The organism is Bifidobacterium callitrichos DSM 23973 (assembly GCF_000741175.1).
GTDB classification, from domain to species: Bacteria; Actinomycetota; Actinomycetes; order Actinomycetales; family Bifidobacteriaceae; genus Bifidobacterium; species Bifidobacterium callitrichos.
The window spans coordinates 151,159-165,071 of the sequence record NZ_JGYS01000022.1 but is presented as its reverse complement, the minus strand read 5'-3'; the positions used below and the strand labels follow the sequence as shown (position 1 = coordinate 165,071).

At 62.7% G+C, this 13,913-nt stretch carries 11 protein-coding genes; 5 read left to right on the top strand and 6 right to left on the bottom strand.

Annotated elements, in window-relative coordinates:
• Nucleotides 1–203: 203 nt before the first annotated feature.
• From BCAL_RS10630 to BCAL_RS10625, 4 genes are all read right to left on the bottom strand, one after another.
• Nucleotides 204–1,733: a xylulokinase gene (locus tag BCAL_RS10630; protein ID WP_043165195.1), complete on the bottom strand. Its 1,530-nt coding sequence runs from the start codon at nt 1,731–1,733 to the stop codon at nt 204–206.
• Nucleotides 1,734–2,003: 270 nt separating this feature from the next.
• Complete coding sequence (locus BCAL_RS13990) at nt 2,004–2,132, bottom strand: hypothetical protein (protein WP_258184550.1); 129 nt, start codon at nt 2,130–2,132, stop codon at nt 2,004–2,006.
• A 188-nt stretch (nt 2,133–2,320) separates the two neighbouring features.
• The gene (locus BCAL_RS13985) at nt 2,321–2,446 is read right to left on the bottom strand and encodes a hypothetical protein (RefSeq protein ID WP_258175602.1); all 126 of its coding nucleotides are present in this window, start codon (nt 2,444–2,446) and stop codon (nt 2,321–2,323) included.
• 563 nt (nt 2,447–3,009) lie between these two features.
• On the bottom strand, nt 3,010–3,894 hold the full coding sequence (locus tag BCAL_RS10625) for a Fic family protein (protein WP_043165197.1): 885 nt from the start codon (nt 3,892–3,894) through the stop codon (nt 3,010–3,012).
• A 493-nt stretch (nt 3,895–4,387) separates the two neighbouring features.
• On the opposite strand from BCAL_RS10625, the gene BCAL_RS10620 reads away from it, so the two are divergent.
• Nucleotides 4,388–5,071 carry a YesL family protein gene (locus tag BCAL_RS10620; RefSeq protein WP_043165198.1) on the top strand — a complete coding sequence of 228 codons (684 nt, stop codon included), beginning with the start codon at nt 4,388–4,390 and terminating at the stop codon, nt 5,069–5,071.
• On the opposite strand, the gene BCAL_RS10615 is transcribed toward BCAL_RS10620, so the two are convergent.
• Complete coding sequence (locus BCAL_RS10615; protein WP_043165200.1) at nt 5,052–6,086, bottom strand: LacI family DNA-binding transcriptional regulator; 1,035 nt, start codon at nt 6,084–6,086, stop codon at nt 5,052–5,054. The genes BCAL_RS10620 and BCAL_RS10615 overlap by 20 nt on opposite strands.
• A gap of 197 nt (nt 6,087–6,283) precedes the next feature.
• Between BCAL_RS10615 and BCAL_RS10610 the strand changes: the two genes are divergently transcribed.
• Nucleotides 6,284–8,491: a beta-galactosidase gene (locus BCAL_RS10610; protein WP_043165202.1), complete on the top strand. Its 2,208-nt coding sequence runs from the start codon at nt 6,284–6,286 to the stop codon at nt 8,489–8,491.
• On the opposite strand, the gene BCAL_RS10605 is transcribed toward BCAL_RS10610, so the two are convergent.
• On the bottom strand, nt 8,485–9,543 hold the full coding sequence (locus tag BCAL_RS10605) for a LacI family DNA-binding transcriptional regulator (protein ID WP_043165204.1): 1,059 nt from the start codon (nt 9,541–9,543) through the stop codon (nt 8,485–8,487). The genes BCAL_RS10610 and BCAL_RS10605 overlap by 7 nt on opposite strands.
• 456 nt (nt 9,544–9,999) lie before the next feature.
• Between BCAL_RS10605 and BCAL_RS10600 the strand changes: the two genes are divergently transcribed.
• From BCAL_RS10600 to BCAL_RS10590, 3 genes are all read left to right on the top strand, one after another.
• A complete protein-coding gene (locus BCAL_RS10600; RefSeq protein ID WP_043165205.1) occupies nt 10,000–11,595 on the top strand; it encodes a type 2 periplasmic-binding domain-containing protein in 1,596 nt (531 codons plus the stop codon).
• Between the two features lie 165 nt (nt 11,596–11,760).
• The gene (locus BCAL_RS10595; RefSeq protein ID WP_043165206.1) at nt 11,761–12,753 is read left to right on the top strand and encodes an ABC transporter permease; all 993 of its coding nucleotides are present in this window, start codon (nt 11,761–11,763) and stop codon (nt 12,751–12,753) included.
• A gap of 24 nt (nt 12,754–12,777) precedes the next feature.
• The gene (locus tag BCAL_RS10590) at nt 12,778–13,740 is read left to right on the top strand and encodes a carbohydrate ABC transporter permease (RefSeq protein WP_043165208.1); all 963 of its coding nucleotides are present in this window, start codon (nt 12,778–12,780) and stop codon (nt 13,738–13,740) included.
• The last annotated feature ends 173 nt before the right edge of the window (nt 13,741–13,913 follow it).

Sequence of the window (13,913 nt, the reverse complement as noted above, 5' to 3'; positions counted from 1 at the left end):
TCCCAAGGGTTTTTGAATCCGTCATCCGCAGTTGAGCTGGATCGCGCCATACGGATGCCATCCGTTGCTGCCACTCAACGCGAAAAACAGTCAAATCGTCGTTGAGTGGCAGAAAAATACTGCCACTCAACGCAATTGCCGCCGTTTTTGTCGTTGAGTGGCAGTGTGATGTCTCGGGGCATGGTTGACTTGTCAGCCAACTGTCAGCCGCGATACCTCGCGTACTGCGCATACACCTCGGGCGTCGGCTCGCCGGTCAGGGTCTCCTCGATGGTCAGCGGCCACGCCGGCGGCTCGGGCTCGCCCGAAAGCACCCATGCGGCCTGACGTGCGGCGCCGATCGCCACATACTCGTCGGTCGCCGGCAGCTCGACGTCCATGCCGAGGATGCCCGGCGCGTAGGCGCGCACCGCGGCGGAACGCGCGCCGCCGCCGATCAAGAGGATGCGCGTGATGTCCGCGCCGAGCGAACGGATCAGCTCAAGGCAGTCGCGCTGCGAGCACAGGAGTCCCTCGACGAACGCGCGCGCGAGGTTCGCCTTCGTCGTGTTGGCAAGCGTCATGCCGTGCAGCGTGGCCGTCGCGTCCGGACGATTCGGCGTGCGCTCGCCGTCGAAGTACGGGATCAGGGTCACGCCTTCGGCGCCCGGCGCCGACTGCGCGGCCAGTGCGGCAAGCTCGTCGTAGTCGACGCCAAGTGCGGCTCGACAGGCGTCGGCGATGCGCGATCCGTTGATCGTGCAGGCGAGCGGCAGGTAGTGTCCGGTGCAATCGGCGAATCCGGAGACCGCTCCGGTCAGGTCGTACACCGGGTTCTTGGCGATGGCCGCGGCCACGCCGGAGGTGCCTAGCGAGATGGACACATCGCCGACGGCCATGCCGAGGCCGAGCGCGGCCATCGCGTTGTCGCCGCCGCCGGGTCCGAGGATGCATCCGCCTTCGATCTCCTTGCCGGCGAAAACGGGGGAGGCCTTCACCGCCGCGGTTTCACGGGGGCCGAGCACCGTGGGCAGCGTGATCGCGTCGGTGTGGGCCTTGGCGGCATCCTCGCCCTCGGCCGCGGCCAGCACCGTGGCCAGCAGATCGCGACGATACTGGCCGCGCGCGGCATCGTAGTAGATGGTGCCGGAGGCGTCGGAGCGATCGGTGAACAGCGCGTCGAGATGCGCGTCCTCGCCGGGGGCGACCGGGCCGTAGCCGGCGATGCGCCAGCTCAGCCAGTCGTGCGGCAGGCAGATCGCGGCGATCCTCTTCGCGTTCTCCGGTTCGTTCTCGGCCACCCATGCGACCTTGGTGAGCGTGTACGAGGCGACCGGCGAGGAGCCGGTGGCCTTGACCCAGCGCTGCTTGCCGCGTGCGATGGCATCCTCCGGCTCGCCGTCCTCGGCGGGAGCGGCGGGGGAGGTGCCGAGGCGTTCGATCAGGGCGGCCGCCTGCGGGGCGGAGCTCACGTCGTTCCACAGCATCGCGTCGCGGATCACGTTGCCCTGTTCGTCGAGGATGACCATGCCGTGCTGCTGGCCGCCGACCGAGAGTGCGGACACGTCGTCGAGTCCGCCGGCCTGCGCGCTCGCCTCGAGGAACGCGTTCCACCATGCGTTCGGGTCGACGCTCGTGCCCCCGGGGTGCTTCGCCTGTCCGAAGCGGACGAGCATGCCGGTCGCGGCGTCGGTGACGCGGACCTTCGTCGACTGCGTCGAAGTGTCGACTCCGGCGACCAGAACCTGTGCCATGGGTGTTCCTTTCGTTGGTGATGCCTGATGATCCCTATGGGCGGTGGTCAGTGCAGCTCAGGCAACTCCACTACCGCCCATATAGTTAGATGATTTAATTTAATTGTACGTGCATACGAGGCCGATGTCCAGCTGAAAGGCTCGCAGTCGCGGACGCGCATGGGCTGTTGACATATGAAAAACGGGATCCCGCGATTATTCGCGGAATCCCGTTTCCTTGTGCGGCTGAAGCCGTGACGACCGGAACGAGCCGGTCAGTCATCGGATCATTCAGCGGTTGGTCTCCTTAACGTCGTTGATGATGTCGGACATCACCTTGTAGTTGGCGTAACCGTTCTGGGCCATCGAGTTGACACCGTACATGGCCAGACCGCGCATCATGGAATCCTTGAACGACATAATAAACTTCCTTTCGGTTTGGAGCGTGTCCCCGTTGGGCTCATGCTCCGTGATGATGTATACGTTTGTTGTTGTGTGTGCTGCAATCGCCGGAATCCGTTCGGCATCGGCGGTTGCGGGGGAGTGCGCGCGGCTCTGCTGCTCTGTTTTCAGAGGCGGCCGTCAGGCGCGCTCCTCAAGAGCTAAAGTCAGCGGCCGATCTTGTTGTCGTTGATGATGTCGGCGAGAACCTTGGTGTTGCCCATCGTGTACTGGGCCATCGTGCTTGCACCGTAGAGAGCGAGACCGCGGACCATGGAATCCTTGAACGACATAATGTCTTTCCTTTCATCAGGTCAAAGCCTTGCGGCTTCGATATCTTCGTTTTCTTGGCTTCTTTCTGAAACCGGTTTCAGAATAACGCATCATGATGACGAATGCAAGCGAAATTCGGGTTTTCGGCGTTTCTTCACAATTCTGAAACCGATTTCGTGGGTTATCCATCGAACCGGTTCGATGCGGATGGTGCGGCAATCCCTACTCCAAGGCCGATTCCCGGGGTGCTGCAGGCCGAGCCGGTCGGCCGCCGTCGCCATCCGAGCCGATTTGGTCGCCGCGATGCATATCCGCACCTCTTTTGGTGGTCTGCCGCCGCTGGATGTATGCCGAGATGACGCCAGCCGTCCGTTTCCCTTCAGGATTCGGCTTGTGCTGGCAGAAAACGGACTCCTCAAGTCGGATTGGCGTCCGGTTGCGGCTAGTGAAAGAGCGACGCTGGTTTGTAACGGACTCCTCGAGCCGACTTCGCGTCCGTTTCCGCCTGACAGTCGGAGGACGCCGACGCCTAACGGACGCTATGGACGCGATCGGCGTCCATTACGTGCTGCGAACCGAGATGCTAATGGGAAACGGGCGGATGCGGGTTGATGCGGGGCCGCATATCATCCTCGGTCCAGTTCCGCTTCACGAACGGGTTGGAGATTCGCCGTCCGCCGCGTCGTTCCGCCACGGCGTCCGGATCCCACTCGGACACATACGAATAACGGATGCGATCCGGTGCCAGGCGTTCGATGAGTCCCTCGTAGTAGTCACGTTCGGTCAGCAGGGTGTCGACGAGGTAACCGGGCTCCTCGCCGAATCGGCTCAGGCCCCGTACGTACAGGTTTTTGTCGGAGTCGCGCACGATCAAGGGGACTGTGTTCAGACGCAGCAGCTCCTTGAACATGATCAGCCGGCCGATCCTGCCGTTGCCGTCGGAGAACGGGTGCGTGGTCTCGAACATCCAATGCGCATGCGCGATCTCATACGGATCGTCACGCAGATTCCGATACAACGTGAACACCTGTTCCATGGCCTGCGGGACATCGGCCGGCAGGGCGGTATGCACACCGAGGATCTCGCTGATCACGTTCGGCACGACCTTGTATCCGCCCACATTGCGGTCGGGGTCGAGCTCCTGACTCGTACCACGCTTGAGTATCGCATGCAACGTGCACACCATGGTCCTGTTGACCGGGTCGTCGACATGATCGAGAATCCAATTGAACGCATGAAAATGGTTGCGCGTCTCCACCACGTCGTCGGCGCGGATCTGATCGTCGGAACCGTCCGGTAGCAAGGCGCCGGTGCTGTAGAGCTGGGCGGTCTGTTCGGGGGAGAGCGTCGAACCCTCCATATGATTCGAGTTATAGGCGAACAGGATCTGCGTGTTGTAATACAGTCCGCCGTCGACCCGCTGATCGCGCTCTCGCCTGAGCCATTCGACAAGTCGTATGCGTTTCATGCCTCTCCGATTCGCCGTTTCCGATGTTGCATAACTCTGTGTCCTGATTCCGAGCGTACCGCATTTCCGGTCGTGTTCCTGTGTACTGGTCGGGCTGGGGCGTGGAACGATGGGTGTAGGGAACTCTCGTCTCTCCGGTAGTGAGTCTGTGATGCCTGTGACTCACCAGTGGATGACTGGCCTGTGTGGAAGGCGGTCGGCACGATTGCGCTGTGTAGTGCGATGCGCAGGCGCGATGGGCGGGGGCTGTCCGCGGGCGGGTGCTGTCCGCCGGCGCGTCGAACGAAAATCGCAACGTAACGATGGTATCGTTGCCATAGATTGCGGGTGATCTCCGCGATGGATTTCGGCAATCATGGATTGGCGGACGGGCCGTGGAGATGGTCACGGATTCCGGGCCGATCAAGGGTCGATCAAGGATCGGTAAACCGGTGAAGGACCGATCAACCGGTGAAGGACCGGCCGGAAAGCGGCCGGAGGCGAAGGAGCGTTCATGCGACGGATCGCGGTTGGTTATGAATTCATATGCCGCATCATCATGATGCTGATGGTGTGCCAGGTGGCGTTCATCGTGCACACGCTGATGGGCCTTGTGGTCGCGGGGTTCTTCCCCTCGGTCGCCGCCCTGTACTCCACGTTCCGCACGTGGCTGCTCGACGTCGACGATCGGTCCTGGACCATCAAGCAGAGCTGGGTCACGTTCCACCACGCATGGCGGAAGGAACTGAAGTCCGCGAACCTGTTCGGCTGGCCGCAGCTCGTCGTCTGGGCGCTGCTCGTCTGGGACTACTTCCTCGCCAACTGGAACGACATGGGCGTGGTCGGCTATGCGGTCTCCGGCATCCTGCTCATGGTCAACGTGGTGTACGGCCTGTTCGTGCTCATCTCCTGGGCCATCCGTGCGAACTTCGATGAGAAGCCGTGGTGGGTGGTGCGCACGTCCGTCTCGATGGTGATCGCCCGTCCGTGGTGCTCGCTGATGGTGACGACGCTGTTCGTCGCGAGCGTGTGGTCGTACTACACGTGGCCGGGACTGGGCGCCGCGCTCGGCATCACCGTGCCCGTGTTCCTCACCATGGTGGCGATCTACGCGTACGGCCGTCTGCCCGGCATGGACATCCACGTCCTGGCGCCGCCGAAGACCGCCGGTACCGCCCCTACGCCGATTCCCCGATGATCAGCCGGCAGCGTCCTTGATCCACCCGCGGTTCGCGCTGCACATCCGGGTGCTCGATCTGGTCAACCAGCAGGTCCAAGGCCTTTTCGGCCGTGTCGTCATAGTCCAGCGCCAAGGTCGACAGGGCGGGGACGGTGAACTGCTCGCCGTAAGCGTAGATGCCGTCGTTGCCGAACACCGCCTTGTCCTGCGGCACGCGCACGCCCTCGTCATGGAATCCGCGGATCAGTCCGTAGGCGATCAGATCGTTCATGCAATAGAACACGTCATACCGGTCGACCATGCGGGTGCCGTCCGCATCCGTCTCGCACAGTCTGTGAGCCGTGGCGATGGCCGAGGTCGTCTCCCAGTTGCATTCCACGAAGTCGTGCACGTCGCCCAGCCCGCTGTCCTTCATCGCCGCGACGGTGTATCGGATGGCCGGAGAACGGCCGCCGAGATCGTCGGTGAGTTTGTCGAGCGGATGCCCGCCGACGATGCACGCATGCCGGTAGCCGCGACCGGCAAGATATCCGAACGACACGGATGCGCCGCGGGACAATGGCGGCAGCACGTTGTCGAACAGCGGATCGTCGACCTGATAGTTGAGCAGGACGGTCGGATGATTGCCGAGCATCGCCTTGAGGTGTCTGTCGTCGACGTTGCTGGCATTGAGGATCAGTCCGTCGCATACGGCCGAGTTGATCTGGCTGACGATGTCGGTTTCGGTGTCCGCGTCGTATCCGGTCTGCATGATGAGCGTGCGCAGGTGGCGCTTGTCGGCCGCCTTGGAAATGGCTGCCACCAGATTCGCGTAGTAGGGGTGCGTGATGCTGGGGATCAGGGCCGCGATCGATCCGGTGCGGCCCTTCTTGAGGAATCGCGCCGACAGGTTGGGGGAGTAGCCGAGCTGCTTGGCCGCGGCGAGCACTTTGTCGCGCGTGGCGGGTTTAACGATATCCTCCCCACGTATCGCCGCTCCGGCGGTGCTCATCGACACGCCCGCCAGGGCCGCCACATCCTTCAAAGTCGCCATAGGCGCCACGCCATCCATTTCCGTTTTCGCCGTTATTTGCGGACTCCAGCCTAGCGCATGGGTGGAAGATCGCACGGTTCGGATAGAATCATATCGTTGCGATTCGATGCCGCGTCGCCGATGGCGTCGTGTGCTTCGGGTTGTGGCCTATCATGGAGGGTGATGGGAGAGGTTAACGTTAACCGAAGCGAGGAAGTATGCGGTTACCCTGCGTTCCCGGCCAAAGCGGGCCGATCGATCTTGACTATTCCACCGACGGCGTCGATCTGACGGTGTTCGAGCGTGACACGATGCCCGAAGCGGCCGTCGCGCTCGAATCCGCCGCGGCGCTTCTCGTGCGCGCGCAGAGCCTCGACAGCTATTCCGTCTGTCTGCAGCTCGCGTTCTACGAGGCCGGACAGCGCGAGCGCGGCGAGGATCCGACCCTGCGCGCGGTCTTCGGCATCCTGCCCGGAGTCGAGGTGCCCGTTCCTTTCGATTTCACTTGGCTGGACGGCCAGACCCTGTTCGCTCCTCGCACATTGGGCCGGCTCAAGATGACGCTGTTCGGCAAGCGGATCCGCCGCGCCGACATCGCGTCCATCGTGCTGTCGGCTACCCCCGGATTCCCGGGGCGCAGGCTCCGCCTGTGGCCGTGCGAGCTCCTGGACGACATGCCGCAGATCGACATTCCTGCAAAACCGCTGATCGACGAACTCGGCCAGTGGCTGCCCGGCGAATGGCCCGGCAAGGTTCCCGGGCGAGCGGCCTGCACTGCGCGGCTAAACACCATGGCGGATTCCGCCGATCCCGATGAAAAGCGCGGCGAGATCGCAAACGGGCCCGACCTGCACGAATCCACGCATGAGATCAACGATGACGTCGTCCGGCATGCCGTCGATCACCCGTACGCCGCATTCCCCGTATGGGACCGCTTCGGCGGCTGGACCGGCAGACGATTCGAGGCGACCGGCTGGTTCCGCGTCGAACGGGAGACGAACCCCGACGGCGCGCCGGGGCGATTCTGGCTTGTGGACCCGGAAGGCGGTGCATTCCTCTCGACCGGCGTCGACTGCGTCGGCGCGGGCATCCAGACCCGACTCGACCCGATGCGCCCCTGGCTGGACGCTCACGCGGCCGGACTGCTGGATCGGACCATCGCGAAGTCCGAATCCGGCGACGGCGGTAACACTGACGCCATTGACGGCACCGACGACATCGCCACCGATTTCGGCGACCCGTCGTTCTCGTGGCGACACGATCCTGCGGGCTGCAACGGCGTCAACGCCTCGTACGACTACGGGCAGGCCAATCTGCGTGCCGCGTTCGGCGACGACTGGTATGAGGCGTGGACGCGCATCACCCGCAATCACCTGACCGACTGGGGTGTCAACACGATCGGCAACTGGTCCGATCGCAGGTTCATTCGCAGGGCCGGCATCCCGTACGTCCTTCCCGCCGACGAGCTCAACGGGGGATTTCCGAAGACCGAACTCATGCTGTTTCGCGACTTCCCGGATGTGTTCTCGCCCGAATACGCGCGCGACGCCGAACGATACGCGCAAGGTCTGCTCCCGTGGAAGGACGAAACGAACCTGATCGGCTACTTCATGCGCAACGAGCCGAACTGGGCGTTCGTCTACGACCTCAACATCGCCGAGGAGATGCTCGCCAACCCCGCCGACCTCGTCTCGAAGCGGCGGTTCGTCGAATGGCTGAAGGCGCGCTACAACGGCGAAGTCGACGCGCTCAACGCGGCATGGGCGGCGTCGTTCGCCTCGTTCGACGCGATCATCGCCGAACCGCGCTTCCGTCTGGCCACAGCGTTGCCGGGCAGTCTTGACGATCTGCGTGCGTTCTCGACGCTGCTTATCGACCGCTACGTGCGCGTGCCCGCCGAGGCGCTGCGCCGTGTCGACCCACATCACCTGAACCTCGGCATGCGCTACGCGTACATCACCGATCGAAGCCTGCTCGCCGGAGCCGACTGCTACGACGTGTTCTCGATCAACAGCTATCAGCGCACCGCCTATGACCAGGTCGAGCAGGTCGGGCGCATGCTCGATATGCCGGTCATGGTCGGCGAGTTCCACCACGGAGCGCTCGACCGCGGCCTGACCGCCCACGGCATCCGCGGCGTCACCACGCAGACCGAACGCGGCGTGGCCTACCGGTATTACGTCGAACAGGCCGCGCGCAGCCCGTACTTCGTCGGCGCGCACTACTTCCAGTACAACGATCAGAGTCCGCTTGGCCGCTTCGACGGCGAGAACTACCAGATCGGCTTGGTGGACGTGTGCATGCAGAAGTATCCGGAGATGGCCGAGGCGATGCGCGCCTGCCATCGGTCGCTATACGAGGTCGCGGCGGGGGAGCGCGGGGCGTTCGACCGCATCCCCGAGGAGATCAACCCGATCCACTACTGAGATACGGCCGTCGAACCGCGTTCGATGAGGCGGAATCCGGCGATGACCCGTTGGGGCATCGAGACCGGGTTGTCGCCGAATTTGCGCAGCATCATGGCCACGGCCGTCTCGGCCATGCCCTCGTAGTCGAGCGCGATGGTCGTCAGGCTTGGCACGCTCCATTCGCCCTGCGGAATGCCATCGAATCCGGTCACCGCCACGTCCTCGGGTACGCGCACGCCGCGATCGGCAAGACCGCGGAGCACACCGAGCGCGATGTCGTCGTTCATGCAGCATACCGCGTCGTATCGCAGTCCCTTCGGTCTGCCGTCGTTGCTCCGACCGGTCGCGGTGTCGGCGATGCGGTGGCCGACGTCGGTGCCGCCGTTCGCGCCCCAGTCGCAGTCGATGGCGCCGCAATCGCCGGAGATTCCCAACTCATCGAAGGCGTTGACCGCCGAGCGCGCCCGTTCGTAGCGCGCGCGGCTGCTGGATACGTCGGCCATGGCATGCAACGGTATGGTGGCGCCTGCCACGCAGATCCGTGTGCGGCCCCGTCCGACAAGATGGCGGATGGCCCGGTCGATGCCGCCGGTGCTGGGAGCGTTGACCGAATCGATGACGATGTCGGTGCTGTAGTCCTCGAACATCACGGTCGGATGGTCGCCCGCGAGACGCGCCACTTCCCGGCTGTCGGTTTTGGCGGCCAGCAGGAACATGCCCTCCGAAAGCGTGTCGTCCGATTGCGCGATCAGCTGCCGTTCGCGATCCGCCTCGAATCTGGTCTGCTGGATGATGAGCTGATATCCGTGCCGTTCGATGCTTGCCTCCATCGCGGTGACGAGGCGTCCGTAGAACGGGATGTCCACGGTGGGGATGACCAGCGAGAGGATGCCGGTACGGCCCGAGCGCAGCGCCCGAGCCGAGACGTTGGTGCTGTAGTTCAGGTCCTGGGCGGCCTTGAGCACTCGTTCGGCGGTTTCCGGGCGCACGTACGAGAGTCTCCGCAGCGCGCCCGATGCGGTTGATGGTGACACGCCGGCCTTGGCTGCCACGTCCTTGAGGGTGACCATCTTCGTCGTCCTTCGTCCTGTCTCTTGTGGTCTGTGCGGCCTCCTCATCGGCCGGATCTTAGACGGCCTCCTGTGTGGAAGGGCACGAGCGTGTTCGTACGTCTGCATCGAAATGATTCGATGGTTCATACGATCTGACTGTGATGGTACTCGCAAAATCGCATCGCTTTGAATTGCGCGTGTCGCGCGTTCGATAGGTGATATTCGTTGGAATTGAAGGGATTCTAGGAAAAACAAAGCGTGTCGCAAGAATTTGACTTCGCTGTTGAATCGATATAGAATCGCAGCGTTGCGAAAACAAAGCGAACCTCCGGAGGGTACTGTAGCCCACCGAATCGTTTCGTAACGCAGACAACACAGTCAGCCTTTCACGTGGAAACCGGCCCGTACGGCGGCATGGGGAAGGGGAGGCACTCCCGGACACAACGAGGTCGGGGGGCGAGGAAAGGAACATCAATGGCACGCAGAAGTGTGATGACGAAGGCGCTGGCGGCGATCTCGGCGATCGCGATGCTGGGCACGGTGGCGGCCTGCGGCGGCAGCAGCGAGCCGACGACCACGGAGGACGGCAAGCCGATCCTCAAGATCCTGGTCGTCAAGAACACCAACACCGACAAGACCACGAACATGCAGTGGGCTAAGGACCTCGAAAAGGAGGCCGGCGTCAAGATCGAGTGGCAGGAGGTCACCGACGACCAGTGGGGCCAGCAGAAGAACCCGTCGATGTCCGGCGGCGAAATCGCCGACATCTCCCTGCGCGCGTTCAGTCCGGATGATGCCGCACAGTTCCCGGATCTGTTCGAGGATCTCTCCGATGACATGGACAAGCTGCCGAACGTGAAGAAGTTCTTCGACGAGAAGCCGGACGCGAAGAAGCTTGTGGCCGATCCGGAAGGACACATCTACAACCTGCCCTCCTCCCGCGGCAAGGCGTACTCCGGCTCCGGCCAGAACATGATGATCAACAAGGCATGGCTCGACAAGCTTGGCCTGAAGGTCCCGACCACGTGGGACGAGCTGGAGACGGTCCTCAAGGCGTTCAAGGAGAAGGACCCGAACGGCAACGGTCAGGCCGATGAGATCCCGATGAACATCCGCGCTCTGGATACGGGCGGCTTCGGCTGGTACAGCCCGATGCTGCTGCTCAACTCGACCGGCATCGTGACCGGCTACAACAAGGGGCCGAGCGCGCAGGGCATCTACGTCAAGGACGGCAAGGTCAAGAGCTACCTGGTCTCCGACGAGTACAAGGAGGTCATCAAGTACTACAACAAGCTGATCTCCGAAGGTCTGATCCCGGCCGACTGGTCCACCAAGCAGGCGGACGCCTACTACGCCGACCAGACCAACGACGGCAAGACCGCGAAGACCGGCGTGATCTTCGGCTGGTCGCTGGCCGACTTCGGTGATATGCGTGATCAGTACGAGGCGATGCCGGTGCCGGCGGCTCCGGGCGTGTCCGCGGACGAGGTCGTGTGGGACGGCTCGTCGAACGAGTTCGAGAACTTCAAGCTGTCTATCGCGGCGGATTCGCCGAACAAGGACGCGGCGTTCAAGGTGGCCAACCTCCTTTACTCCGAGAAGTACTCCGTCCAGCAGTTCGCCGGCTCCTTCGGCGTGACGCTCACCGATGACGGCAACCACACCTACACCGAGGACGCCGACAAGATGCAGCAGCTCACGGCCGACAACAAGATGCCCGCCTTCGCTGACCGTCTCGCCGGCTGGATCCCGGACGAGGTGACCATCAAGGGCGACTACAACGCCGAGGACATCCAGGAGGTCAACAAGGCGAACGAGGAGCAGCGCACGCACTTCGACCCGGTCAAGGACTACATGCCCGACTACGTGCGTCCGGACGCCACCGATTCGACCACGATCTCCAACAACAACACGCAGATCATGAACACCGCCATTCAGAAGACCGCGCAGTGGATGGCCGAAGGCGGCATCGACGGCGAGTGGGACGCCTACGTCAAGCAGCTCGAGAGCCTCGGCCTCAACGACAACGTCAAGCTCTGGCAGAAGTGGTACGACACCTACACCAAGTGATCGCCACCCGAGTGACTCGTAACCATTCGGCCGTCCGCGGGTGATTCGCGCCCGCGGACGGCACGGGGCCGGACGGGAGACTTTTCTCCACACACAAAACCCGTCCGGCCCTTTCTCTTACACTTTCGCATCCAGATTCTTCAGCCATCAAGGAAAGCAATCACCATGTCTGCATCTCGTAAGACTGTGGCGACTACGGCTGCAGCACCGTCGGGCGACGGCGCGGTCGTCGTCGACAACATCCAACTCGCCAAGCAGGCGCCGCTCGGCGTCAAGATCGTGCGCCACTTCAAGCGCTACGGCGCGCTGTGGCTCATGAGCCTGCCCGCCATGTGCTTCATCGCACTGTTCGCCTACGTGCCCATGTACGGCCTGCGCCTCGCGTTCTACAACTTCAACCCGCGCGAGGGCCTGATGGGCGGCACGTTCGCCGGATTCAAATACTTCAACCAGTTCTTCAAGTCCGGTATGTTCACGAACATCCTGGGCAACACGCTGCGCATCAGCCTGTGGACCCTGGTCATGGGCTTCATCTGCCCGATCATCCTCGCCCTGCTCATCAACCAGATAGGCTCGACGAAGATCAAGTCCTTCGTGCAGACCGTCACCTACCTGCCGCACTTCATCTCCACCGTCGTCATCGTGACGATGATCAACATCTTCCTCTCCCCGAACACCGGTTTGATCGGCCGTCTGTTCCCGGGCAAGAACCTCTTGGCTGACGCCGACCTGTTCACGCCGCTCTACTGGATCACCGAGGTCTGGCAGCATGTGGGCTGGAACTGCATCATCTATCTGGCGGCGCTCTCCTCGGTCGACCTCGCGCTCTACGAGGCGGCGAAGATCGACGGCGCCGGCCGTCTCCAGCTCATCCGCTACGTCGACATCCCGACCATTCTGCCCACCGTCGGCATCCTGCTCATCATGAACATGGGCAACGTGCTCAACGTCGGTTTCGAGAAGGTCTTCCTCATGCAGAACTCGATGAACCTGTCCGCGTCCGAGGTCATCTCGACGTACACCTACCGCATCGGTATTCTCGGCAACCAGTTCAGCTACGCGACCGCAATCGGTCTGTTCAATACGTTGGTGAACTTCTTCTTCCTGGTGTTGGCGAACATCATCTCGAAGAAGGCGTCCGACACGAGCATCTTCTAAGCCGCGAAAGGAAAGGCAATCATCATGACAAGTGCAACCGTGCAGCCGTCCCTCGCGCCCAAGGCCAGCTCGGACGACATCCCCTGGAACCCGAAGGTCCGTCAGCAGAGGACCGTCTCCGACTGGATCACCGACATCGTGATCTGGGTCATCCTCGCCCTCGTGGTCGTCGCGATCATCTATCCGCTGTGGTTCGTGATCATCGCGTCCGTATCCAACCAAGGCGCCGTCAACCAAGGCCGCGTCACGTTCTGGCCGGTCGGCTTCAGCCTCGGCGGCTATGAGAAGGTGTTCTCCGACGGCCGCATCTGGACCGGCTACCTCAACACGATCATCTACTCCGTGGTCGGCACCGCCCTGAACATGATCGTCACGATCCCGGTGGCATTCGCGCTGTCCCGCCGCGAATTCAAGCCGCGCCGCGTGATCCTGTTCCTCTTCACCTTCACGATGTTCTTCGCCGGCGGCCTGATCCCGAACTACCTGCTCTTCAAGCAGCTTGGACTGCTGGACAACTGGCTCGTGTTCATCCTGCCGACCGCCGTGTCCGTGTGGAACGTGATCATCGCCCGCTCGTTCTTCGAGACGTCCATCCCGGAGGATCTGCATGACGCCTCGCAGATCGACGGCCTCGGATACTGGGGCTACTTCCTGCGGATCGTGCTGCCGCTGTCCTCGGCCATCATCGCCGTGCTCGCGCTGTACTACTTCGTCGGCCACTGGAACGACTTCTTCACCGGCCTCGTCTACATCCGCGACTCCGACAAGCTCCCGTTGCAGAACGTGCTGCGCTCCATCCTGCTCGCGAACCAGACCGGCATGACCGGCCAGAGCTCCGGCGGCATGGACCTCCTCCAGCAGCGCGAGTTCGCCAACCAGATCAAGTACGGCGTGATCATCGTCTCCACCCTCCCGCTCCTCGTCCTCTACCCCTTCCTCCAGAAGTACTTCAACAAGGGCGTCATGATCGGCGCGGTCAAGGGCTGAGCCTACGGGAAGCCCAGTGGGCTTCCCGTAGGCTCAGCCTGAGTGAGGCGAGAGCCGAGCGAAGGCAGCATTGAGTCCGGTCGAAGGCCGGTCCTTAATTGCTGAGCGGTCAAGGGCTGAAATAACTCTTGCCGGGGTCGATGACCGAACCGGAAAGCAATCCCTCTCCTTCC

What these genes read in the sequence shown, in the direction of transcription:
- BCAL_RS10620 (WP_043165198.1), top strand. Translation starts at nt 4,388, where the DNA reads ATGCGACGGATCGCGGTTGGTTATGAATTCATATGCCGCATCATCATG.
- BCAL_RS10605 (WP_043165204.1), bottom strand. Translation starts at nt 9,543, where the DNA reads ATGGTCACCCTCAAGGACGTGGCAGCCAAGGCCGGCGTGTCACCATCA.
- BCAL_RS10600 (WP_043165205.1), top strand. Translation starts at nt 10,000, where the DNA reads ATGGCACGCAGAAGTGTGATGACGAAGGCGCTGGCGGCGATCTCGGCG.
- BCAL_RS13990 (WP_258184550.1), bottom strand. Translation starts at nt 2,132, where the DNA reads ATGTCGTTCAAGGATTCCATGATGCGCGGTCTGGCCATGTACGGTGTC.
- BCAL_RS10595 (WP_043165206.1), top strand. Translation starts at nt 11,761, where the DNA reads ATGTCTGCATCTCGTAAGACTGTGGCGACTACGGCTGCAGCACCGTCG.
- BCAL_RS10625 (WP_043165197.1), bottom strand. Translation starts at nt 3,894, where the DNA reads ATGAAACGCATACGACTTGTCGAATGGCTCAGGCGAGAGCGCGATCAG.
- BCAL_RS10630 (WP_043165195.1), bottom strand. Translation starts at nt 1,733, where the DNA reads ATGGCACAGGTTCTGGTCGCCGGAGTCGACACTTCGACGCAGTCGACG.
- BCAL_RS13985 (WP_258175602.1), bottom strand. Translation starts at nt 2,446, where the DNA reads ATGTCGTTCAAGGATTCCATGGTCCGCGGTCTCGCTCTCTACGGTGCA.
- BCAL_RS10590 (WP_043165208.1), top strand. Translation starts at nt 12,778, where the DNA reads ATGACAAGTGCAACCGTGCAGCCGTCCCTCGCGCCCAAGGCCAGCTCG.
- BCAL_RS10615 (WP_043165200.1), bottom strand. Translation starts at nt 6,086, where the DNA reads ATGGCGACTTTGAAGGATGTGGCGGCCCTGGCGGGCGTGTCGATGAGC.
- BCAL_RS10610 (WP_043165202.1), top strand. Translation starts at nt 6,284, where the DNA reads ATGCGGTTACCCTGCGTTCCCGGCCAAAGCGGGCCGATCGATCTTGAC.